The organism is Rhizobium leguminosarum bv. viciae USDA 2370, assembly GCF_002008365.1.
Classification (GTDB): Bacteria; Pseudomonadota; Alphaproteobacteria; order Rhizobiales; family Rhizobiaceae; genus Rhizobium; species Rhizobium leguminosarum.
The window spans coordinates 274,065-296,052 of record NZ_MRDL01000047.1 but is presented as its reverse complement, the minus strand read 5'-3'; the positions used below and the strand labels follow the sequence as shown (position 1 = coordinate 296,052).

The 21,988-nt window shown below is 60.5% G+C and carries 18 protein-coding genes and 1 tRNA gene; 11 read left to right on the top strand and 8 right to left on the bottom strand.

The genetic code is table 11. The annotated features are described in order from the left end of the window. Window positions 1-108: 108 nt before the first annotated feature. Both BS629_RS25450 and rpoZ read right to left on the bottom strand, forming a co-directional pair. Window positions 109-2,343, bottom strand: coding sequence for a RelA/SpoT family protein (locus BS629_RS25450; RefSeq protein WP_018070607.1), 2,235 nt, complete (start codon window positions 2,341-2,343; stop codon window positions 109-111). A gap of 206 nt (window positions 2,344-2,549) precedes the next feature. Further along, window positions 2,550-2,954: a DNA-directed RNA polymerase subunit omega gene (gene rpoZ / locus BS629_RS25445; protein WP_018241396.1), complete on the bottom strand. Its 405-nt coding sequence runs from the start codon at window positions 2,952-2,954 to the stop codon at window positions 2,550-2,552. A gap of 297 nt (window positions 2,955-3,251) precedes the next feature. Between rpoZ and BS629_RS25440 the strand changes: the two genes are divergently transcribed. Continuing rightward, window positions 3,252-3,833: a LabA-like NYN domain-containing protein gene (locus BS629_RS25440; RefSeq protein WP_018241395.1), complete on the top strand. Its 582-nt coding sequence runs from the start codon at window positions 3,252-3,254 to the stop codon at window positions 3,831-3,833. Window positions 3,834-3,905: 72 nt separating this feature from the next. Here the strand turns inward: BS629_RS25440 and smpB are convergent, their stop codons facing one another. Both smpB and dapA read right to left on the bottom strand, forming a co-directional pair. Further along, window positions 3,906-4,385 carry an SsrA-binding protein SmpB gene (smpB, locus tag BS629_RS25435; protein ID WP_018241394.1) on the bottom strand — a complete coding sequence of 160 codons (480 nt, stop codon included), beginning with the start codon at window positions 4,383-4,385 and terminating at the stop codon, window positions 3,906-3,908. Between the two features lie 101 nt (window positions 4,386-4,486). After that, complete coding sequence (dapA, locus tag BS629_RS25430; RefSeq protein WP_018241393.1) at window positions 4,487-5,371, bottom strand: 4-hydroxy-tetrahydrodipicolinate synthase; 885 nt, start codon at window positions 5,369-5,371, stop codon at window positions 4,487-4,489. A gap of 214 nt (window positions 5,372-5,585) precedes the next feature. Here dapA and BS629_RS25425 point away from each other — a divergent pair, with 214 nt between their 5' ends. Together BS629_RS25425 and BS629_RS25420 are read left to right on the top strand one after the other, a co-directional pair. Then, window positions 5,586-7,661, top strand: coding sequence for a lytic transglycosylase domain-containing protein (locus BS629_RS25425; protein ID WP_018241392.1), 2,076 nt, complete (start codon window positions 5,586-5,588; stop codon window positions 7,659-7,661). 65 nt (window positions 7,662-7,726) lie between these two features. Then, the gene (locus tag BS629_RS25420) at window positions 7,727-8,623 is read left to right on the top strand and encodes an alpha/beta fold hydrolase (protein ID WP_018241391.1); all 897 of its coding nucleotides are present in this window, start codon (window positions 7,727-7,729) and stop codon (window positions 8,621-8,623) included. Window positions 8,624-8,726: 103 nt separating this feature from the next. Here BS629_RS25420 and BS629_RS25415 read toward each other — a convergent pair whose 3' ends face one another. From BS629_RS25415 to BS629_RS25400, 4 genes are all read right to left on the bottom strand, one after another. After that, window positions 8,727-9,830, bottom strand: coding sequence for a porin (locus BS629_RS25415; RefSeq protein ID WP_077988532.1), 1,104 nt, complete (start codon window positions 9,828-9,830; stop codon window positions 8,727-8,729). Between the two features lie 555 nt (window positions 9,831-10,385). Next, a tRNA-Ser gene (locus BS629_RS25410) sits at window positions 10,386-10,476 on the bottom strand. A 168-nt stretch (window positions 10,477-10,644) separates the two neighbouring features. Further along, window positions 10,645-11,862 carry an NAD(P)/FAD-dependent oxidoreductase gene (locus BS629_RS25405; RefSeq protein WP_026188336.1) on the bottom strand — a complete coding sequence of 406 codons (1,218 nt, stop codon included), beginning with the start codon at window positions 11,860-11,862 and terminating at the stop codon, window positions 10,645-10,647. A 185-nt stretch (window positions 11,863-12,047) separates the two neighbouring features. After that, window positions 12,048-13,163, bottom strand: coding sequence for a Gfo/Idh/MocA family protein (locus tag BS629_RS25400; protein ID WP_018241388.1), 1,116 nt, complete (start codon window positions 13,161-13,163; stop codon window positions 12,048-12,050). Window positions 13,164-13,371: 208 nt separating this feature from the next. On the opposite strand from BS629_RS25400, the gene BS629_RS25395 reads away from it, so the two are divergent. The 8 genes from BS629_RS25395 to BS629_RS39340 all read left to right on the top strand — a co-directional run bounded on the left by BS629_RS25395 (window position 13,372) and on the right by BS629_RS39340 (window position 21,889). Beyond that, window positions 13,372-14,247, top strand: coding sequence for a MurR/RpiR family transcriptional regulator (locus BS629_RS25395; RefSeq protein WP_018241387.1), 876 nt, complete (start codon window positions 13,372-13,374; stop codon window positions 14,245-14,247). Between the two features lie 92 nt (window positions 14,248-14,339). Further along, the gene (locus BS629_RS25390) at window positions 14,340-16,274 is read left to right on the top strand and encodes a bifunctional 5-dehydro-2-deoxygluconokinase/5-dehydro-2-deoxyphosphogluconate aldolase (protein ID WP_018241386.1); all 1,935 of its coding nucleotides are present in this window, start codon (window positions 14,340-14,342) and stop codon (window positions 16,272-16,274) included. Between the two features lie 206 nt (window positions 16,275-16,480). After that, window positions 16,481-18,331, top strand: a complete 1,851-nt coding sequence (gene iolD / locus BS629_RS25385; protein ID WP_026188335.1) for a 3D-(3,5/4)-trihydroxycyclohexane-1,2-dione acylhydrolase (decyclizing) — start codon at window positions 16,481-16,483, stop codon at window positions 18,329-18,331. 64 nt (window positions 18,332-18,395) lie between these two features. Then, window positions 18,396-19,316 (top strand): myo-inosose-2 dehydratase, encoded by a 921-nt coding sequence (iolE, locus tag BS629_RS25380; protein WP_018241384.1) that lies wholly within the window; start codon window positions 18,396-18,398, stop codon window positions 19,314-19,316. A 209-nt stretch (window positions 19,317-19,525) separates the two neighbouring features. Next, a complete protein-coding gene (gene iolB, locus BS629_RS25375; protein WP_018241383.1) occupies window positions 19,526-20,323 on the top strand; it encodes a 5-deoxy-glucuronate isomerase in 798 nt (265 codons plus the stop codon). 89 nt (window positions 20,324-20,412) lie between these two features. Then, window positions 20,413-20,640, top strand: coding sequence for a DUF1127 domain-containing protein (locus BS629_RS25370; protein ID WP_018241382.1), 228 nt, complete (start codon window positions 20,413-20,415; stop codon window positions 20,638-20,640). A gap of 51 nt (window positions 20,641-20,691) precedes the next feature. After that, window positions 20,692-21,528 (top strand): helix-turn-helix transcriptional regulator, encoded by an 837-nt coding sequence (locus tag BS629_RS25365; RefSeq protein ID WP_018241381.1) that lies wholly within the window; start codon window positions 20,692-20,694, stop codon window positions 21,526-21,528. A 199-nt stretch (window positions 21,529-21,727) separates the two neighbouring features. After that, window positions 21,728-21,889 carry a hypothetical protein gene (locus tag BS629_RS39340; protein ID WP_018241380.1) on the top strand — a complete coding sequence of 54 codons (162 nt, stop codon included), beginning with the start codon at window positions 21,728-21,730 and terminating at the stop codon, window positions 21,887-21,889. Window positions 21,890-21,988: the final 99 nt, after the last annotated feature.

Here is a 21,988-nt window from a genome sequence, read left to right as displayed (position 1 = left end):
ACATGGAGACAGCCATGCGCTGAGCGCATCGCTTGCCTTTTTGATGCGCCGCCAAGATCATAAAATGTGCAATTTTCCGTCCAAACCCCTGAAGGGCTTAACAAAAGCTTACTCGTAGAGCCGCCGGACCGTGGCGATGCAATCCAGTTCCTTCATCTGGGCGAGCAACTGATTGAGCTGGCGCAGATCCCAGACCTCAACCTCGAGCATCATTTCGGTGAAATCGGCAGCCACCCGCACTGTGTTCAGCAAGCGGATATTGACATCGAGGCCTGCGACCGTCTGGGCGACCTTGGCAAGCGTGCCGGGTTCATTCAGCCCATTCACCATGATGCGCGCCATGAAACGCGACTTGTTGGCTTCGTCGAGATCCCAGCGCACGTCGATCCAGCGGTCGGGCTGATCGTCGAAGCGCTGCAGGCTCGGCGACTGGATCGGATAGATGGTGATGCCCTTGCCTTGGTCCATGATGCCGACGATGCGATCGCCGGGCACGGCGCCGGTCGGCGCGAACTTGACGTCGACATTGCCGGACAGTCCGCGGATCGGCCCGATATCGGCATCCGCGTCGATTTCCGAATGGCCACCGTCGTGCCCGGCCTTGGTCTTGCCGGGGATCTTGAAGATCATGCCGGCGGCACTGCGGACGTTGAACCAACCGTCGTCGCCGGAGGGCTTCACGGTGACGCGCTCATCCTGATGATCGGGATAGACGGCGCGCAGCACGTCGAGCGAGGACATCTCGCCGCGACCGACGGCGGCGATCGCATCCTCGACATCCTTCTGGCCAAGACGGTGCAGCGCCGGCTTCATCGCCTCACGCGAGAAGATCTTGCCGGCCCTATTGAAGGTGCGCTCGAGAATGCGGTGGCCAAGGCCGGCATATTGCTTGCGGATCGCCATACGGGTGGCCCGGCGGATGGCGGCGCGCGCCTTGCCGGTCACGACGATTTCCTCCCAGGCGGCGGGCGGAACCTGCACGCCGGAGCGGATAATCTCGACCTCGTCGCCATTGGCAAGCCGCGTCACCAGCGGCATGATACGGCCGTTGATCTTGGCGCCCACGGTGGTATCGCCGATGTTGGTGTGAACCGCATAGGCGAAATCGATCGGGGTGGCGCCACGCGGCAGGGCAATCAGCTTGCCCTTCGGCGTGAAGCAGAAGACCTGATCCTGGAACAACTCGAGCTTGGTGTGCTCGAGGAATTCTTCCGGGCTGTCACCCTCGGCTAGGGCCTCGATCGTATGGCGCAGCCAGGAATAGGCATTGGATTCGCGAGAAAGGATGTCGCCATCGGCATTGGTGGCGCCATCCTTATAGAGCGTGTGGGCGGCGATGCCGAATTCGGCGATTTCGTGCATGCGCTTGGTGCGGATCTGCAGTTCGATGCGCTGGCTGGAAGGACCGACGATGGTGGTGTGCAGCGAACGGTAATCGTTCTGCTTCGGCGTCGAGATATAGTCCTTGAAGCGGCCGGGCACAACGCGCCAGCGCGTGTGGACGATGCCGAGCGCCCGATAACAGGAAGGGATATCCTCGACGATCAGGCGGAAGCCGTAGACATCGGAAAGCTGCTCGAACGAAAGCGACTTCGACTGCATCTTGCGGAAGACCGAATAGGGCTTCTTCTGCCGGCCCTTGACGTAGGCGCTCGTCAGGCCGCTTGCCACCAGCAGGTCGCGCAGTTCGGCCTCGATCTTCTTGACGATGCCCTCGTTGCGCTTCGAAAGCTCTTCCAGTCTTTTGGTGACGGTCTCATAGGCTTCCGGGTTCATATGCCGGAAGGAGAGTTCCTCGAGTTCCTCGCGCATGTCCTGCATGCCCATGCGGCCGGCGAGCGGCGCATAGATTTCCATCGTCTCCTCGGAAATGCGGGCACGCTTGTCGGCCGACATGTGATCGAGGGTGCGCATATTGTGCAGGCGATCAGCCAGCTTGACGAGCAGTACGCGCACATCGTCAGAAATGGCGAGCAGCAGCTTGCGCAGGTTTTCCGCCTGCTTGGCCTTCTTGGTAACGAGATCGAGCTTCTTGATCTTCGTCAAACCCTCGACCAGGCGGCCGATATCCTCGCCGAAGAGTTCATCGATCTCGGCGCGTGTCGCCGTCGTATCCTCGATCGTATCGTGCAGCAGAGCAACCGCGATCGTCGATTCATCGAGGTGCATGTCGGTGAGGATGGCAGCGACCTCGAGCGGATGGGAAATATACGGATCGCCGCTCGCGCGTTTTTGCTGGCCGTGCTTCTGCATGGCGTAGACATAGGCTTTGTTCAGCAGTGCTTCATTGGCATCGGGCTTGTATTGCTGAACCCGCTCCACGAGCTCGTACTGCCGCATCATTCCAAAGCCACTCCGATAAAAATAAAAGCGCGCCAATCAACGATTGGCGCACACATGGGCAATAATATGCCTAAGCAATAAAGGTGCAAGATTGACGATTGGTAATCGTCGCTCTTTTGCATCGCATGAAGCATTTTTCCGGATCGCATCAATGCGACCGGGAGGATCATACTCAAGCGATGCGACCGGCGATCCGGCCGACGCGCTTAGTAGTCGTCGCTCTTTTCCGGCGGCACGAGGCCTTCGATGCCGGCAAGCAGCTCTTCTTCCGACATCTGGTCGAACGTGATCGTCTCCGGCAGGTCGTCCTGCTCTTCGCTGTCGGCTGCGGCGACACTGCCGGCGGCGATCATGCTTGCCGGATCGGGCTCGGGCTCGTCGACTTCGACATGCTTCTGCAGCGAATGGATCAGATCTTCCTTGAGGTCGTCGGGCGAAAGCGTCTCGTCGGCGATTTCGCGCAGGGCCACAACGGGATTCTTGTCATTGTCACGATCGATGGTGATCGAGGCACCCTGGGAAATCAGCCGGGCGCGGTGGCTGGCGAGCAGAACCAGCTCGAAGCGGTTCTCCACCTTGTCGATGCAATCTTCAACTGTGACACGGGCCATTGCCTGTCCTTTACGGTCGTCATTTCGGGATTAGCACGCCCGATACAATTAAAACCGGGCAAATACAAGTTTTTCATTCCGGCTCCCCTCGTCTTTATCCGCGGCTGAGCTAGATTTCCATGGAGAATGTCATAATTCCACCGAAGGTTGCTTGGAATATGTCGAATCGTGCCCTAAATCTTTCATATATGAATAATTCATAAAGTAAGGATCAAATCGAAATCGAAACACAAGCTATTGTTTTTATTGAAGTTTGGCACCTGCGAATTTCGATTGCTCTCATTGGATTGGTAAGCGATGTTTGACCCACGCGAAAAAATTGCACTCTTCATTGACGGCGCCAACCTCTACGCTGCATCCAAGAGCCTGGGATTTGACATAGATTACCGCAAGCTCTTGAAAGCATTCCAGAAACGCGGATACCTGCTGCGCGCATATTATTATACCGCTCTGATCGAGGATCAGGAGTATTCATCGATCCGGCCTCTGATCGACTGGCTCGATTACAACGGCTACAAAGTCGTCACCAAGCCCGCCAAGGAATTCACAGATTCCATGGGTCGCCGAAAGATCAAGGGCAACATGGACATCGAGCTTGCGATCGACGCGATGGAACAGTCCGAAACGGTCGATCATCTCGTCATCTTCTCGGGCGACGGCGACTTCACGAACCTGGTCGAGGCGTTGCAGCGCAGAGGCCGCAAGGTCTCGGTGATCTCAACCATGGCAACCCAGCCGCCGATGATAGCCGACGACCTGCGCCGTCAGGCCGATCATTTCATCGATCTCTTGTCTCTGAAGGCTGAAATCGGTCGCGATCCCTCGGAGCGGGCGCCACGCCAGGCCGAAGTCGCCCCGGCCAGCGATTTCGAAGACTGATCTCGTCGGGCGTCTCGAAGTCGCGCGATAAGGGCCGGATTGGACTGGTGATCGTCAGCCACGGCGTCGTGGTTAGCCTCTATCCTTCAGCAGGCGGCTCTTCTGCCGATTCCAATCGCGTTCCTTCTCCGACTCGCGCTTGTCGTGCAATTTCTTGCCCTTGGCCAGCGCCAGCTCCATCTTCGCCCGACCGCGATCGTTGAAATAGATCTTCAACGGGATCAGCGTCATGCCTTCGCGGTTGATGGCCGAGCGCAGGCGATGGATTTCACGGCCCGACAGCAGCAGCTTGCGGCGTCGGCGCGGTTCGTGATTGAAGCGGTTGGCTTGCAGATATTCCGGCAAGTAGGAATTGATCAGCCAGATCTCGCCGCCCTCATCCGAGGCGTAGGATTCGGCGATATTGGCCTTGCCTTCGCGCAGCGCCTTGACCTCCGTGCCCATCAGCACGAGGCCGGCCTCGTAGGTATCGATGATCTCGTAGTTGAAGCGGGCCTTGCGGTTTTCGGCCACGACCTTGTTCACCACGCGCTGGCTGCCTTTGGGGGCCATGACGACATTCCAATTTCTTTTTAGGGCGCGAAAAGCCGCGCCCTCATTTCTTGCCCTTTATGTAAGGGAGAGACCCCGTCTTGTGAAGAAGGCCGGTCCCGTCAGTTCAAAAGGCCTGCATGGCGCATGGCGGCGTCGATCGCTGATTCCGTTGCCGGCTCCAGCGTCGAAAGCAGCGGCGAGCGGACGTTGCGGCTCATCCGACCAAGCTTGGAGAGCCCGTATTTGGCACCGCAAAGACCCGGCTCAAGGAAGATCGCCTTGTGCAGCGGCATCAGCCGATCCTGAAATTCCAGCGCGCGGGCATAGTCGCCTGCCAGTGTCGCCGCCTGGAAGTCGGCACAGAGGCGCGGGGCGACATTGGCGGTTACCGAAATACAGCCGACACCGCCATGGGCGTTGAAGCCGAGCGCCGTCGCATCCTCTCCGGACAGCTGCCTGAAATCCGTGCCGCAGGTGATGCGCTGTTCGGAGACGCGCTCGATCTTGCCCGTTGCATCCTTGACGCCGACAATATTCTTGTGCGCCTTGGCGAGCGCACCCATCGTTTCCGGCGTCATGTCGACCACCGAGCGGCCGGGGATATTATAGATATAGATCGGCAGATCGACGGCCTCGGCGATGGCTGAAAAATGCGCGATCAAACCCTTCTGCGTCGGCTTGTTGTAATAGGGAGTGACGACCAAAACGGCGTTCGCACCGACCTTTTCGGCATGCTGGGCGAGCTCGATCGCCTCCCGCGTATTGTTCGAGCCGGCGCCGGCCATGACGGGAACGCGCTTTGCGGCAACTTCGATGCAGAGTTCCACCACCCGTTTGTGTTCGGCATGCGACAGCGTCGGGGATTCGCCCGTCGTGCCGACCGGGACGAGACCGGCGCTGCCTTCCTTGATCTGCCAGTCGACATGCGCGGCGAAGCTATCTTCGTCGATCAGTCCGGCATCGGTGAAGGGGGTGACGAGGGCGGGAATGGACCCATTGAACATGCAAAGCTCCTCACGACCAAATCCTTGCTTCGGCCGCATTCCATGAATAAGAGTTGCGCACCATAGAGCGCCGAAATCATCGCGACAAGCGCGTAGAGTTCGGTTTAGGGCAAATTCCGATAGCAGATGTGAATGAATTTTACCTGGTACGGTAAGGTTTCGTTAAGATGCCTCTAGCCTAATGGCAGGGCGTGTTTTCGTTGCGAGATCCCGGATGAAGAAAGCTGTCCTGATTCTGTCCGCCTTCGGCTTTGTTGCCGCCGCGTGGGGCAGTGTTGCGTCGCCGCTTCCCGGCGAGAGCACTCCTATGCCTGATGTCAAGCCGCTCGGCTTCATTCCCGAGACAGCCATACCGGAATCGATGACAACGGGCGCCATTCCGCGCAACCCGGCTATCGCGCCTGTCAGCGGCGACCTGAAAGCCGGCCTGGATGCGCTTTCCGACAAGGACCCGCAACTGGCTCTTTCGATCCGTGACAGCATGCGCGACGCTACGCTCGACCGGCATATCCTCACCTGGGCGATTGCCGTTTCCGGATTAAAGGGCGTTCCCTCCTATGAAATCGCCAGCGCCGCGCAGGAGCTCAAGGGCTGGCCGGGTCTTTCGCGGCTGCGCGCCTATTCCGAGCGCGCGCTCTATGACGAAAATCCCGCCCCTTCCGCCATACTTGCCGCCTTCAGCGATACCGCGCCTGAGACGATGCAGGGCGCCGTCATCCTCGGCCGGGCGCTGGTTGCATCAGGCAAGCAGGCGCAGGCGGCAAAATATATCCGCAAAGTCTGGCGAGGGGAGGCTCTCGACAAGGCGACCGAGGACAAGATCCTCGTCGAGTTTTCCGCGCTGTTGACGCCCGCCGACCATAAGGCGCGGATGGACTATCTGATGTATCGCGGCCGGGTGGCGCAGGCCAAGCGCTTCGGCGACATGGGCCAGGCCCAGTCGCTCTACAAGGCCTGGGCTGCCGTTGACGCCAAAGCCGGCAATGCCGGCGCCTTGCTCAACGCCGTCGATGCGAAGTGGCGAGCCGATGCCGGGCTGTTGTTTGCGCGGATCGAATATCTGCGCAAACAGGACAAATATGCCGAGGCGGCAGCACTTCTCGAGCAGATGCCGCCCGAGCGTAGCGAACTCGTCAATTCCGGCGAATGGTGGAACGAGCAACGTATCGTCAGCCGTGGTCTCGTCGACCAGGGACAATTCAAGCCGGCCTATCGCATCGTCGCAAACTACGCCGCAACGAGCCCGACGGATATCGTCGAGGCTGAATTCCACGCCGGATGGTACGCGCTTCGCGGCCTGCAGGACCCGACAACGGCAGAAAAACACTTCCGCAAGATCCTCGAGACCTCAAACGGGCCGATCTCGGTCTCACGCGCCTGGTATTGGCTGGGACGCGCAGCGGAGGCCGGAGGCCCCGGCAAATCCAGCGAATTCTATGCGAAGGCCGCGAATTTTCCCGGCACCTTCTATGGCCAGCTCGCGGCGGAAAGGCTGGGGCGAAAGACGCTTAATGTCACCTATCCTGCACCGAGCACGGCTGACCGGCAACGCTTCCAGGCACGCGAAGCCGTGCAGGCGATCGCCCGACTGGAGGCCGCCGGCCATGGATGGCGGGCCGCCATTCTCTATCTCGCGCTCGCCGACCAACTGCAAAGCCCCGGTGAATTGGCTGTCCTTGCGGCCCAGGCCGAGCAATCCGGCGATCATCATCTGTCGCTGCAAATCGGCAAGATCGCCTATGGGCGCGGCATCGATGTCGCAGCGCTTGCCTTTCCGATCGGCGTGATCCCGGCGAACGCCAATATATCTGGCTCCGGCAAGGCACTCGCCTATGCCATCGCCCGGCAGGAAAGCGCCTTCAACCCGGCCGCCGTTTCGGCGGCGAATGCGCGCGGCCTGCTGCAGCTTCTGCCGGGCACGGCCCAGGCGGTAGCCAAGCGCAATAACATCGCCTTTTCCAAGGACAAGCTGACGGCCGATGCCGGCTATAACGCCACACTCGGTGCGCATTATCTCGGCGAGCAGATCGACGCCTTCGGCGGTTCCTATATCCTCACCTTCATTGCCTATAATGCCGGGCCGAAGCGGGTGCCGGAATGGATCGGCCGCTACGGCGATCCGCGCGGCAGGCCGATCGACGAGATCGTCGACTGGATCGAGCGCATCCCCTTCCCCGAAACGCGCAACTATGTGCAGCGGGTGATGGAGAATTACGAAGTTTACAAGGCTCGCCTCGGCCAGCCCACCGATATCGAGCGTGACCTGATCGGCGGACGCAGCGCCTCCTGAAGCCGTTTGGCGCGGCTTGAAAAGCAAGTTACATCTTCGGGGTCAAACAGGTCTTGAGGGATGTGATGCCGGATACGGATGCAGGTGGTTTCCAGGAGCGATTTTTCACTTCTTCTGATGGCCTGAGGCTTTATGCCCGCGACTACCCACCCGACCAGCCAGCAACCGCCGGATGGCTGCCGGTAATCTGCCTGCCCGGCCTGACCCGCAATACACGGGATTTTCATCCGCTTGCGCTGCTTCTCTCCCGGGATATGACAGCACCGCGCAGGGTGATCGCACTCGATTCGCGCGGGCGGGGAAACTCGGCATGGGACGACAACAAGGCGAACTACAATCTCGCCGTCGAGGCTGGCGACGTCATTGCCGCCTGCGCAGCGCTAGGCATCGAGCGGGCGATTTTCATCGGCACGTCGCGCGGCGGGCTGATCCTGCACCTGATCGCGGCGACACGGCCGGATCTCCTCGAAGCCGTCGTCCTCAACGATATCGGACCTGTACTCGAGGCTGAGGGGCTGGCACGGATCCGCGATTACCTCAACAGCGGCAGGAAGCCGGCGGACTGGAACGAAGCGGTCGATCTATTGAAGGAAAATCATGGCGCGTCGTTTACCGCGCTTGCGGAGCAAGACTGGCGCGAGATGGCGCTTGCCCTTTATCGCGATATCAGCGGAAGGCCGATCGCCGATTTCGACCCGGCGATCGCGGAGGCACTGAAATCGATCGATTTCAGCCAGCCGCTGCCTGATCTCTGGGGGCAATTCGAAAGCCTGAGCCGGTTGCCACTCATGCTGATCCGTGGCGAAAATACGTCGCTGCTTTCACAGGAAAGCGCCGGCGAAATGGCGCGGCGGCATTCGGGCTTGATCCGACATACTGCCGAAGGGCAAGGCCATGCCCCGCTCCTGCATCTCGATAACATCCCCACAGCAATTCGCACTTTTCTCGCCACCTGCCGATAACCTCATCGACACTGGTCAGCTGGCACAACGTGCCAGTCTCGCCCAAATACAAAAAGCCCGGCTCGAGAGCCGGGCTTTCCTGATTGACCGAAGTCAGATCAGATTAGAACGAACGCTGCAGACGGAAGTAGCCCGTCGTGGAGTCGTCAGCATCTNGCAGACGGAAGTAGCCCGTCGTGGAGTCGTCAGCATCTTCCGGATCGAGGTACTGAACCGAAGCCTTGGCGTAGAAGTTGTCGACGATCTGGTAATCAACGGTCAGACCGACCTTCCATGCATCACCGGCACCGTCGTAATCGGTAGGAACGGTGTCAAACGCGCTGGCACCGCCGATGTAGTTGGCGTAGTACTGAACACCCGGGGTGATTTTCAGCTTGTCGGTTGCCTTGATGGCGTATTCGGCAGCAACTGCCCATTCAGCCGTCGAGTAGTAGGAGTTCGGGCCGGAAGAGTACACAGCAGCGAGGCCGAGCGTACCGGGACCGATGTCAACCGTACCCATTGCACGGACAGCGCCGTCTTCGTTGTCGACGTCCCAGCCGGCAGTGACCTGGTAGCTGAAGGCACCAGCCTTGCCACCGATACCAACGGCAACGCCGACATTGTTCGGACCATCGTTCGGAACAAGGAGGCCGGTGACGGGATCCACGTCACCCTGATAAACGCCGTCTTCCAGTTCATCGACGCTGATGCCAGCGTAGAAATCGCTGGTTTCATACTGATAGCGGATCGAGTTGTGGAGCGTTACGACCGAGCCGATGTCGTCGGTTTCGCCGGAGAGGCCATCGTCCCACCAGCTGTAGAACAGACCGGCGCGGAAGCCGGCGATGTCGAGGTAAGCGGAGTCGAGCTTGGACGTCTGAACCGTGGCGTTGTCAGCATTGAACTGCATGACGATGACGCCGGTCAGCGGACCATATTCGGTGTCGCTCTTGGCCGTGAACTGAACCTGACCGCGAGTAACGGCATCCCAGTCCGAATCGCCGCCGACGTCTTCGCCAACGTTAACCTGGAAACGGATGTAACCGTTGATCTTGAGGCAGGTTTCAGTGCCCGGGATGTAGAAGTAGCCGGTGCCGTAGGCGTCGCAGACGCGAACATATTCAACCGGTTCCGGTTCGGCAGCAACGATAGCGTCAGCAGCCTGAGCACCGGAAACTACTGCGAGAGCAGCAGCGGAGCCGAGAAGAAGGCTCTTGATGTTCATAAATGACCTCCAATTCAAAGTTTCGATCGGGTTTGGGATCTTTCGCTGAGCAGCGTTCCCTGCCCCATCCCCGTGTTTCAAGAAGTGGACGATCAGTCGCCCTTGCTTCCGAGGTTGAAAATACAAGACGGAAGCCGTCACGCAATCACCAACTTACTCGGATGGGGGATTTGAGGGAGCCTTCCCGACATTCTGTTGCTGAAAGGACACAAGTCGGGCAACCAGCCTCGATTTCCTTTATGCTTTGTTAAGAAAACGCTGATTTTGCGGAGGCTTAGGTCCAGCCAACAAAGAATTGGACATGCGCCCTGCGACACATTCGTGACACTTTTTTGGCAAAATGCGGCTCTTGCGGGGATTCAGGATTGCCGAAAGCGTAACCGGACGTGCACCGATCCATTTCGCCACCTGCCGGTGGTTTGAGCGCGGGAGGTGATTCCCGCAGGCGATTCTCTCGCTCAAGGCAGAGAGATTTTTCGTCGCCGGCCTAGCCGACTAAGCGAACGTGATTCCCTGCCGGAAACTAACGATCGACGCACACTCAGGAAATCGGAATGGCGGAGAAGATGGGATTCGAACCCACGATACGCTTTTGACGTATACTCCCTTAGCAGGGGAGCGCCTTCGACCACTCGGCCACCTCTCCGGTGCGGCCTAACTATGGCGACCGCTCTGTGAATGCAAGGGTTTTTTGAGTTTTCACCAGAAGAAATGCAGCGGCTGGCATTTCGGCCGGTTACGCAAACAGTCCACATTTCCTGCCGCGTTCCGCGGAATTTGATCGCGCTTCGTTCTCGTGATGAAGAAGCCGAGCTCAGCCGAGCAGGCTCTTGAGGTCAGCAGAAGGGTCGGCGAGAATCGTTTTATCGGGGTTGGTCCCGGATTCCAGCAGCTTTTTGCCGGTCACATAGGCTTTCGCGTCGTTGATCGCATCGACGGCGATCAGCCGGCCTTCCCTGAAGTACCAGACCGAATGGGCGCCTTCGCGGGTGCCGGGGCGCAGCAGCGTCTCGTCATAGCCGAGATTGAAGCCGGCAATCTGCAGCTTGACGTCATACTGGTCGGACCAGAACCACGGCTTCGGCGCATAAGGCTCGCTGCCGCCAGCGATGACGGCCGCCGCTGCTTCGGCCTGGTCGACGGCGTTCTGCACCGATTCGAGCCTGATGCGGCCGCCCTCCCAGGGAAGTGCGGCGCAATCACCGGCCGCAAAGATCGCCGGATCGGAGGTGCGGGCGAATTCGTCGACCACAATGCCGTTGGCGACTTCGAGGCCGGCTTCCTTGGCGAGCTGGTCGTTCGGCGCGACGCCGATGCCGACGACGGCGAAATCGATGTCGATCACCGATCCGTCTGAAAGCGCGGCACCAACGACACGGCCATCCTTGCCGACCAGATGCTTGAGCCCTGTCTTCTCGCGGATCACCACGTCATGGGTCTCGTGAATCCTGCGCATGATGTCGGCGGTCTCCTTCGCCGCGACGCGCTGCAGGATGCGGTCGGCCATCTCGATGACGGTGACTTCCAGGCCGCGATGGCGGGCAACGGCTGCCGCCTCGAGACCGATATAACCGCCGCCGATGATGAGGACGCGGCGACCGGGGCGCATCTCGTCAGCAAGCAGGTCTGCATCGCGCTTGTCGCGGGCGACATAGACGCCTTCGAGATCGCCGCCGATTGCGGCCGGCAGCCGGCGCGGCGTCGAGCCGGTGGCCAGCGCCAGCGTGCCGTAATCAAGAACGGAGCCGTCCTGCAGCAGAACCTGCTTGCTGTCCGGCTTGATCTGCTCGGCCCAGGTCGACAGGCGAAGGTCGACGTCATTGTCCGCATACCAATGCTCGGCACGGAACAGTAGGCGGTCGAAGGCCATTTCGCCGAGCAGGTATTTCTTTGAAAGCGGCGGGCGCTGATAGGGCGCGACGTCTTCCGCGCCGATGAGGGTGATCGGGCGCGTATCCTTCAACGCACGCAGCTTGGCCGCCAATGCGAAACCGGCCTGTCCCGCGCCGATGATCACCAGTCTATCCGTCACGATCTCACTCCTGAAGCTGCGCCCGACAACCACGCCAAGGCCTATCCCCTACACCGCCGCGCGTCTTTCAGACGCGCGAACGACGCTGTCGCATTTTGAGTTTCTGCATAATCCCTGAAATCGATTTCGATTTCAGGGATTATGCAGTAGCCCGTGCGCCGTCAACGGAAAGCGGCCTCTTACATTCAGGCGATCTCGATCCAGCGGCGCTCGTGGAAGGACTGTGCCATGGCATGTACCGACTTCTCTATCCTGAGACCGTCTTCGAATGTCACGATCGACGACGGTCCGCCTGAAATTGCCCGGATCAGCTCGCGGCATTCGATGATCTTCAGATCGTTGAAGCCGAGGCCATGGCCGGGCGCTGGAATGAACCGATCATAAGGCCGATGAGCGGGTGCCGCCAGTATCTTGCGGAAACCCTGTTCGGAGCCGCGACCCTCGGCCTGATAGAGTTCGAATTCGTTCATGCGCTCCTGATCGTAGACGATCGAGCCCTTCGAGCCGAAAATCTGCATGGCGATGCGGCCCTTACGACCCCAGGCGGCGCGATTCGCCATCAACACGGCTGAGATGCCGCCGCCAAGCCGCATCAGCACGTTGGCGCCATCGTGGTTTTCGACGGCACGGCGACCACCCTCGCTCAGCGGGCGGTCGGCATAGGGTTTTACCATATCCGTTATGACGGCCTCCACATGGCCGAAGAGATACCAGAGCAGCGACAGCGGGTGCACGGCGAAATCGTCGAGCGCGCCGTAGCCGGCGGAAAGCTCGCTCTTCCAATAAAAGAAGACATCGGGATCGGCCATGAAATCCTCGTCCATCTCGACGCGGATATGATTGACCGTGCCGATGGCGCCCTCGCCAATCAGCGTCCTGATATGCCGCATGACGGGATTCTGAATGTAATTATAGCCAAGAGCGGCAACCTTGCCGGATCGCTTCGCCGTTTCCAGCATGCGCTCGGCATCGGCATAGGCCGGCGCCATCGGCTTTTCGCACCAGACATGCTTGCCGGCCTCAAGGGCAGCAATCGCCATCTCGGCGTGGAACTGATTGGGCGTAGTGACGGAGACGACGTCGACCTCGGGGTCGGCGATCAGCGCCCGCCAGTCGGCCGTCGCCTTCTCGAAACCGAATTCACCGGCACGAGTCTCAGCGAGCCCGGCATTGGCTTCGGCCAGATGCACAAGACGCGGACGCTCGACATCGCCGAACACCGTCTTTACCGCGTTCCACGCCAGCGCATGGCACTTGCCCATATAACCCGTGCCGATCAAACCGATGCCGAGTGGCTTCATTTCCGTCTCCTCCAGAGCTGCGCGCGGATTTTTGGAATATTTGGATCATTTTGACAAGGGACCTATTCACAAGCATTTCTGCGCCATTCCCGAATGGAACTGTTCAAAAGCCTTCAATTACAGGGGATTAAAAACAATTAGCCGTGCCGTTTGAAATCGTTTATGTTCAATAATATGGAATATTTGTTTCATCTCCCGAGCTGCAAGCATGGATAACGATCCCCAGAGGCACGCGCGCGTACCGCGCGATTTCGAGAGCCTGCGCAGTACCATCATCGAGCGCAAGGCGAACATGCCGAAGCGGCTGGCGCAGGTCGCCGCCTTCGCCCTCGGCAATCCCGACGAGATCGCCTTTGGCACGACGGCGAGCATCGCGGCCGCCTCCGACGTCCAGCCCTCGACGCTGGTGCGCCTGGCGCATCATCTGGGTTATGGAGGGTTTTCCGACCTGCAGAGCATCTTTCGCGAAAGATTGCGCGACCGGACGCTAAGCTACGAAGAGCGCCTCGTTACGCTGGAGCAATCGAGCGGCGACGATGAGGACGCCAATCTGCTCTCCGGCTTCATCGCCGCGGCAAACCAGTCGGTCAATCGGCTGGCGGCGACGGTGCAGAGCGATACTTTCACCAAAGCCGTGGATATCCTTGCTAACGCCGAGACGATCTATCTGATCGCCAAACGGCGCTCCTATCCGCTGACGGCGCACATGACCTACGCTTTTTCCAAGCTCAACATCCGCCACCAGATCGTCGCCTCGCCGAACGGCGTTGACCCTGAGATGGTGCAGTTCGCAACACCGAAGGATGCGGCGATCGCGGCGAGCTTTTCGCCCTACGCGGCCGACAGCCTCAACCAGAGCCAGGAGCTTGCCGACCGCGGCGTCCCCGTCATCGCGATCACCGATTCGGCCTTCTCGCCGCTTGCCGCCTGCGCCACGCACTGGTTCGAGGTGGCGGAAGCCGATTTCGCCGGCTTCCGCTCGCTTTCGGCCTCGATGGCGCTCACCATGGCACTGCCGGTTGCAATTGCCGAGCGCCGGCGCAAGCATCAACAGTCGAAACCTGTAAAAGGCAAAATGGAATAAACATTCCGAATTGACAAAATATCGGAACCAATGTTTCATTATTGAAAATTCGCAGGCACTGGAAGCCGCGCAAAATCTAGCGGGAGGACATCATGGTACAATCGAATCCGGGTTCACAGCCGGAGCCGGCGCTTGATGTGATAACCATCGGCCGTTCCTCGGTCGATCTTTACGGCCAGCAGATCGGTTCGCGGCTGGAGGATATCGGCTCCTTCGCCAAGTCCGTTGGCGGCTGCCCGGCCAATATCGCCATCGGCACGGCACGGCTCGGCCTCAAATCTGGCCTCATCACCCGCGTCGGCGACGAACAAATGGGACGCTTCATCCGCGAGCAGTCGGCGCGCGAAGGTGTGGCGACAGACGGCATCGTCACCGACAAGGAGCGGCTGACGGCGCTGGTGCTGCTTGCGGTCGAGGCAGAGGGCGTGTCGCCGATGATCTTCTATCGGTCGGACTGCGCCGACATGGCGCTCGATGAAGGCGATATCGACGAAGATTTCATCAGATCGTCGCGCGCCGTTCTCGTTTCCGGCACGCATTTCTCGCGGCCGAATACCGAGGCCGCCCAGCGCAAGGCTATCCGAATCGCCAAGGCAAACGGCCGCAAGGTGATCTTCGACATCGATTACCGGCCGAATCTCTGGGGCCTTGCCGGCCATGCGGAAGGCTTCGAGCGCTACGTGAAATCCGACCGGGTCTCCTCGAAGATGAAGGAGACGCTGCCGGATTGCGATCTCATCGTCGGCACCGAAGAGGAAATCCTGATCGCGTCCGGCGCCGACGATGTGCTCGGCGCGCTGAAGGAGATCCGCCGCCTTTCGCCGGCGACGATCGTGCTCAAGCGCGGCGCCATGGGCTGCATCGTCTATGACGGGCCGATCGCCGACGATCTTGAAGCCGGCATCATCGGCCAGGGTTTCCCGATCGAAGTCTTCAACGTACTTGGCGCCGGCGACGCCTTCATGTCCGGCTTCCTGCGCGGCTTCCTGCGCGACGAGCCTCTGAAGACCTGCGCCACCTGGGCCAATGCCTGCGGCGCCTTCGCGGTCTCCCGACTGCTCTGCTCGCCGGAATATCCGACCTGGGCGGAACTCGACTTCTTCCTGACGACCGGCAGCAAACATCGGGCGCTGCGCAAGGACGAGGAGATGAACCATATTCATTGGGCATCAACCCGGCGCGGCGAAATCCCGCTTTTGATGGCACTGGCGATCGACCATCGTTCGCAGCTCGTCAGCGTCGCCGATGAACTCGGCGTCGGCCACGAGAAGATCGTCGCCTTCAAGCGGCTGGCAGTCGCGGCAGCGGCGCGGGTTTCGAACGGCCGCGACGGCTACGGCATGCTGATCGACGAACGTTTCGGCCGCGACGCCTTCTTCGATGCGGCGACGAAGAATTTCTCCTGGATCGGCCGGCCGGTGGAATTGCCGGGCTCGAAGCCGCTGCGCTTCGAATTCAGCCAGGATATCGGCTCGCAGCTGGTGGAATGGCCACTCGCTCATTGCATCAAGTGCCTGTGCTTCTATCATCCCGACGATCCGGCTGAATTGAAGACGGAGCAGCAGGAGAAGCTGCGCACGCTGTTCGAGGCTGCCCGCAAAGTCGGGCGCGAGCTGCTGGTGGAGATCATCGCCGGTAAGAACGGGCCGCTCACCGACGATACTATTGCGACCGCGCTGGAGGAGCTCTATGCGCTCGGCATCAAGCCGGACTGGTGGAAGCTCGAGCCGCAGGCATCCCGTGAAGCCTGGAAAAAGATCGATGCGGTGATCGCCAAAAATGATCCATGGTGCCGCGGTATCGTGCTCTTGGGGCTCGAGGCGCCCGCCGACGAGCTGATCTCCTGCTTCGAGGCGACGCTGGCGGCTCCCTCCGTAAAGGGTTTCGCCGTCGGCCGAACGATCTTTGCCGATCCGGCACGCGCCTGGCTTTCGGGCGAAATGAACGACGAGGAGGCGATCGCCGACATGGCCGGTCGCTTCCGGCAACTGACGGAGGCGTGGCTGAAGACCCGCGGACATCAGTAGAAACCGAATTGAGACCCCTCCCCAACTCCTCCCCATAAGGTGGGAGGGACTTAACTTGGGGCACTATCTCACGCCGTGAACGAGCGTCCTTTTGGACAAGACGTTGCGGCGAGAATGTAGAGAGCCCGGCAGGTTAGCCCCTCCCCTTGTGGAGAGGAGTTGGGAAGGGGAAAACAGATAGAGAGTCAAAAGTCCGGGAGGACCCGATGGGCAAGACGATACGGTTGACGATGGCGCAGGCCGTCGCGCATTTCCTGAAAGTACAGATGACGATCGTCGACGGCAAAAAGGTGCCGATCTTCGGTGGCGTCTGGGCGATCTTCGGTCACGGCAACGTCGCCGGCATCGGCGAGGCGCTCTATCAGGTGCGCGGCGAATTGACGACCTATCGCGCCCACAATGAACAGGGCATGGCGCATGCCGCGATCGCCTATGCCAAGGCGAATTTCCGCACGCGCTTCATGGCCTGCACGAGTTCGATCGGCCCCGGCGCGCTGAACATGGTGACGGCCGCCGGCGTGGCGCATGTCAATCGTATTCCCGTTCTCTTCCTGCCGGGCGATGTCTTCGCCAACCGCGCGCCGGATCCGGTGCTGCAGCAGATCGAAGATTTCGGCGACGGCACGGTTTCAGCCAATGATGCATTCCGTTCGGTTTCGCGCTATTTCGACCGCATCACCCGGCCCGAGCAGATCATTACGGCGCTGAAGCGCGCCATGCAGGTCCTGACCGACCCGCTCGATTGCGGCCCGGTGACATTGTCGCTCTGCCAGGACGTCCAGGCAGAAGCCTACGATTATCCGGAAAGCCTGTTCGATGAAAAAGTCTGGATGACCCGCCGGCCGCAGCCGGATGCGGACGAACTGGCGAATGCCATCGCACTGATCAAGGCGTCGCAGAAGCCGGTGATCGTTGCCGGCGGCGGCGTGCTTTATTCGCAGGCGACGAAGGAGCTTGCTGCCTTTGCCGAGGCGCATGGCGTTCCCGTCGTCGTCACCCAGGCCGGCAAGTCGGCGATCAACGAGACCCATCCGCTGGCACTCGGCTCGGTCGGCGTCACCGGCACGTCGGCGGCCAATGCGATCGCCGAAGAGACGGATCTTGTCATTGCCGTCGGCACACGCTGCCAGGATTTTACCACCGGCTCCTGGGCGCTGTTCAAGAACGACAGCCTGAAGATGATCGGCCTCAACATCGCCGCCTATGACGCAGTGAAGCACGACAGCCATCCGCTGGTGACCGACGCCCGCGAAGGGTTGAAGGCGCTTTCGGCAGGGCTTTCGGGCTGGAAGGCGCCGGCCGCACTCGCCGAGAAGGCGACTGCGGAGAAGAAGGTCTGGATGGAGGCCGCTGCCAAGGCGATGGCGACGACCAATGCCGCCCTGCCCTCCGATGCCCAAGTGATCGGCGCGGTGGCTCGCACGCTCGGCGGCGAGAATACGACGGTGCTTTGCGCTGCGGGCGGCCTTCCCGGCGAATTGCACAAGCTCTGGCCGGCGACGGCGCCGGGCAGCTATCACATGGAATACGGCTTTTCCTGCATGGGTTACGAGATCGCCGGCGGGCTCGGCGCCAAGATGGCGCATCCTGAACGGGATGTCGTCGTCATGGTCGGCGACGGTTCCTACATGATGATGAATTCCGAGCTTGCCACCTCGGTCATGCTTGGCCTCAAGCTCAATATCGTCGTGCTCGACAATCGCGGTTATGGTTGCATCAACCGGCTGCAGATGGGAACCGGCGGCGCCAACTTTAACAATCTGCTGAAGGACTCCTATCACGAGGTGATGCCGGAGATCGATTTCCGGGCGCATGCCGAAAGCATGGGCGCCATCGCCGTCAAGGTCGCCTCGATCGCCGAGCTGGAGCAGGCGATCGCCGACTCGAAGAAGAACGACCGGACCTCGGTCTTCGTCATCGACACCGATCCGCTTGTTACCACGGAGGCCGGCGGCCACTGGTGGGATGTCGCGGTGCCTGAGGTCAGCTCGCGCGAACAGGTCAACGAAGCGCGCAAGGGCTACGTCGAAGCACGCGCCGCCCAGCGCATCGGCTAATTATCGCCGTCATTTTTCGGAAGAGCGGAGCCGCTCTTCCGCAATGCTTTTAAGGAGAATGTTGATGAAGGCCAAACTCGGCATGTCGCCCATCGCGTGGTGGAACGACGATCTTCCTGAGCTTAGCGACGATGTGTCCCTCGAGGAATGCCTGCGGCAATCGCGCAGCGCCGGTTTCACCGGCATGGAGCAAGGCCGCCGTTTCCCTAGCAATCCGGAAGAGATGCTCCCGATCCTGCGCGCCGCCGACGTGACGCTATGCGGCGGCTGGTTCTCCGGCACGCTGGTCAATGAGGAGCTTTCCGCCAACAAGGACCGCATCGCGCCGATGATCTCGCTGTTCAAGGCGGTCAATGCGCCTTGCATCGTTTATGGCGAAGTCGGCCGCTCGATCCAGGGCGACCGTTCCAAGCCGCTCGCGACCAAGCCGCGCCTCTCCGATGACGAGATGAAGGCCTATGCGCGCCGTGTCACGGAATTCGGGGAATGGTGCGCCGAGCAGGGCATGCCGCTTTCCTATCACCATCACATGGCCGCCGTCGTCGAAACCGAGCCGGAACTCGACGCCTTCATGCGTTACTCGGGCGAAGGTATTCCGCTGCTGCTTGATGCCGGGCATCTTGCTTTTGCCGGCGGCGACGTGTTGCGCGCCATCGAGAACCACCACGCCCGTATCAACCATGTTCACGTCAAGGATATCCGCAAGCCTGTCGTGGATGGGCTGGACCGCAGCCGGCAGTCCTTCCTCGATGCGGTGGCACTTGGCGCCTTCACCGTGCCGGGCGACGGCTCGCTCGATTTCGGTGCCATCGTCCAGCGGCTGGCCGATCACGGCTATGAAGGCTGGTTCGTCGTCGAGGCCGAACAGGATCCGCGCAAGGCCCCTCCGCAGAAAATGGCCGAGATCGGTCACGCCGAGTTGATGCGCGTCATGACGGCTGCTGGCTATACCGTGGAAACGGAAGGCTTCCCCAAGGGGTCGTAAAGCCTGGTTGTCCGGGCGTCCTCCCACAAGGGGCTCGCCTTTCCGGACCGCTGGAGCAAGAAGCCCTCTCATCCGCCCTCCGGGCAGCTTCTCCCCGGTGGGGAGAAGAGGAACGGAAAGGGCGCGGCATGTCGCTTCTCCCCTCGGGGAGAAAGGTGGCGGCAGCCGGATGAGGGAGCCGCACCCGCCAACTTACGAGGAAAACACCAATGCCAAATCTCAAGGTGAAACCGTCCGGCACGCGCGGCCGTGTCACGCATGTCACTCCGGAAAATGCCGGATGGACCTATGTCGGCTTCGATCTGCATCGGATGAAGCCGGGCGAGACCGTTTCGGGAGAGACGGGCGATCGCGAAGTCTGCCTCGTCTGGGTAACCGGCAAGGGCAAGGCATCTGCCGGCACCAAGGATTTCGGCACGCTCGGCGGTCGCATGAGCCCGTTCGATGGTGCGCCGCATGCGCTCTACATCCCGATGGAATCGACGTGGTCGGTGACGGCGGAGACCGACCTGGAACTCGCCGTCTGCTCGGCGCCCGGCGGCGGTACCTATCAGGCAAAGGCAATCCCGCCCGGCACGCATCCGCAGGTGACGCGCGGCAAGGGCACGAACGTGCGCTATGTCAACAATATCATGCCGGAAGACGACAGCTCGGCGCATTCGCTGCTCGTCGTCGAGGTGATCACGCCAGGCGGCCACACCTCCTCCTATCCGCCGCACAAGCACGACCAGGACGACCTGCCGAACGAAAGCTTCCTGGAAGAGACCTATTACCATCGCCTCAACCCGCCGCAGGGGTTCGGCTTCCAGCGCGTCTACACCGACGACCGCTCGCTCGACGAAGCGATGGCGATCGAGGACGGCGATGTGACGCTGGTGCCGAAGGGCTACCACCCCTGCGCTGCCTGCCATGGCTATGATCTCTATTACCTCAACGTCATGGCCGGCCCGCAGCGGATCTGGAAATTCCACAATGCCGCCGAGCATGAGTGGCTGCTGAAGGCGTGAAGGCGTCCTCAGATCGCTAAATAATCTGACAGCGCGAAACTGCCGCTGATGGTTCACTGCCTCCATCCAAACACGGATGGAGGATCACCATGTACAGCTCGAATTTCACGATACCGGCCCGGAATATTCGCTCTTCGCGTCATATCCGACCCGGCTTGCTTCTTGCAGTCATCACGGCAGCCCGCTGGCTGGCGCGCAAAATAAACGAACGACGCAACCTGAATGCGTTGATGGAGCTTTCCGACGAACAGCTGAAGGATATCGGCCTTTCCAGGGGGCAGACGGAAAGCGATGTTCATGTCTACAGCCGTTACTAAAGTGCTGTTATAAGTACTGTCGGTTCTGGCCAGTCTGATACGGAATATGCAATGTCGCAGTTCTCAACGGCACCGCTTCTGAAAACGAAGACGGTCACCATTCGTGACATCGTCTGCAATGGCGAATGCCGCCACAGGAGCGACGAGGAATGCGCCCACAGGACGAGCCTCGTCTATCCCTATCGCGGCGTCTTCATGCGGCATGTCGGCCGCAATGATACGGTGGCCGAAGCCAATCAGGTCCTGTTCTTCAATGCCGGCCAGGGATATCGAATCAGCCACCCTATCGAGGGTGGCGACGCCTGCATCGATTTGGCGATCGACCAGACCATGCTCGAAGAGCTTACGCCGAAGGAGCAGGCGCAGCCCGGCGAGGTCTTTTCCTTCCGCCGCCAGCGCCGGCGGATCGATCCACGCGCGCAGGCGCTGGTCGCGCTCCTGCGTCATGGTTTGCGGCGCAACGTCGCCGAGACGCTGGAGGCCGAAATATTGGCGCTGACGCTGGTGCGCCGCTCGCTCGGCGAGCGCACATCGCATGCGGCGGGCGCCAGCGCCGGCCGGCAGAAACTCGTCGACCGGGCAAAGCTGGTGCTTTCCTCCGATCTCGCGCGGCGCTGGACACTTTCAGAAATCGCCTCAGAAGTGGGCGTCTCGCCGGTTTACCTCACCCAAGTCTTCCAACAGGTCGAGGCGACGCCACTTTACCGCTACCAATTGCGGCTGCGGCTTGCCCGTGCACTCGATCTGCTCGGCCAGTATGAGGATCTGACCGCGCTCGGTCTCGATCTCGGCTTTTCCAGCCACAGCCATTTCAGCGCTTCCTTCAAGCAGTCCTTCGGGCAGACTCCGGCCGAATTCCAGCGTTCGGCGCAGCTGCGGCGCAGGTGAAAGCCTACAGCGCCGCGCGTCTTTTCAGACGCGCAAAGGACGCTGTAGCACTTTGAATCCCCGAATAATTCCTTAAATCGATCCCGATTTAAGGAATTATGCGGGGTCGATCGCTAAAGATTTCGACAGCGGCAATGCGGTCTTCGATGATCTTATGAGCCTGTCCCGATCCGGGGACGACCAACAGGAGGATCACCAGATGAAGAACACCACATGCGCTGCCTGCGACTGCGAACTCGGCGCGGAGACCATCACCGTCAAGCTCGGCGGCAAGACTGTCGAAGTCTGCTGCCAGGAATGCGCCGAGGCGTTGAATGAGGCGGAAGCTGCGACATCGGCCGCTTCGAATGGCAAGGAATAGCCGACAATCGGCAAAAGCCGCGCTCCGGAGCGCGGCTTTTCCGTCTAAATCTTTGTTTTGCGCAATTCCGGACACAAAACCGCTGCGCACTTTTACTGG

Coding starts and splice junctions, on each gene's coding strand:
- iolB (WP_018241383.1), top strand. CDS start 19,526: ATGCCAAATCTCAAGGTGAAACCGTCCGGCACGCGCGGCCGTGTCACG.
- BS629_RS25400 (WP_018241388.1), bottom strand. CDS start 13,163: ATGAAGCCACTCGGCATCGGTTTGATCGGCACGGGTTATATGGGCAAG.
- smpB (WP_018241394.1), bottom strand. CDS start 4,385: ATGGCCCCCAAAGGCAGCCAGCGCGTGGTGAACAAGGTCGTGGCCGAA.
- BS629_RS25365 (WP_018241381.1), top strand. CDS start 20,692: ATGTCGCAGTTCTCAACGGCACCGCTTCTGAAAACGAAGACGGTCACC.
- BS629_RS25370 (WP_018241382.1), top strand. CDS start 20,413: ATGTACAGCTCGAATTTCACGATACCGGCCCGGAATATTCGCTCTTCG.
- iolE (WP_018241384.1), top strand. CDS start 18,396: ATGAAGGCCAAACTCGGCATGTCGCCCATCGCGTGGTGGAACGACGAT.
- BS629_RS25420 (WP_018241391.1), top strand. CDS start 7,727: ATGCCGGATACGGATGCAGGTGGTTTCCAGGAGCGATTTTTCACTTCT.
- BS629_RS39340 (WP_018241380.1), top strand. CDS start 21,728: ATGAAGAACACCACATGCGCTGCCTGCGACTGCGAACTCGGCGCGGAG.
- BS629_RS25390 (WP_018241386.1), top strand. CDS start 14,340: ATGGTACAATCGAATCCGGGTTCACAGCCGGAGCCGGCGCTTGATGTG.
- BS629_RS25450 (WP_018070607.1), bottom strand. CDS start 2,343: ATGATGCGGCAGTACGAGCTCGTGGAGCGGGTTCAGCAATACAAGCCC.
- dapA (WP_018241393.1), bottom strand. CDS start 5,371: ATGTTCAATGGGTCCATTCCCGCCCTCGTCACCCCCTTCACCGATGCC.
- BS629_RS25425 (WP_018241392.1), top strand. CDS start 5,586: ATGAAGAAAGCTGTCCTGATTCTGTCCGCCTTCGGCTTTGTTGCCGCC.
- iolD (WP_026188335.1), top strand. CDS start 16,481: ATGGGCAAGACGATACGGTTGACGATGGCGCAGGCCGTCGCGCATTTC.
- BS629_RS25440 (WP_018241395.1), top strand. CDS start 3,252: ATGTTTGACCCACGCGAAAAAATTGCACTCTTCATTGACGGCGCCAAC.
- rpoZ (WP_018241396.1), bottom strand. CDS start 2,954: ATGGCCCGTGTCACAGTTGAAGATTGCATCGACAAGGTGGAGAACCGC.
- BS629_RS25395 (WP_018241387.1), top strand. CDS start 13,372: ATGGATAACGATCCCCAGAGGCACGCGCGCGTACCGCGCGATTTCGAG.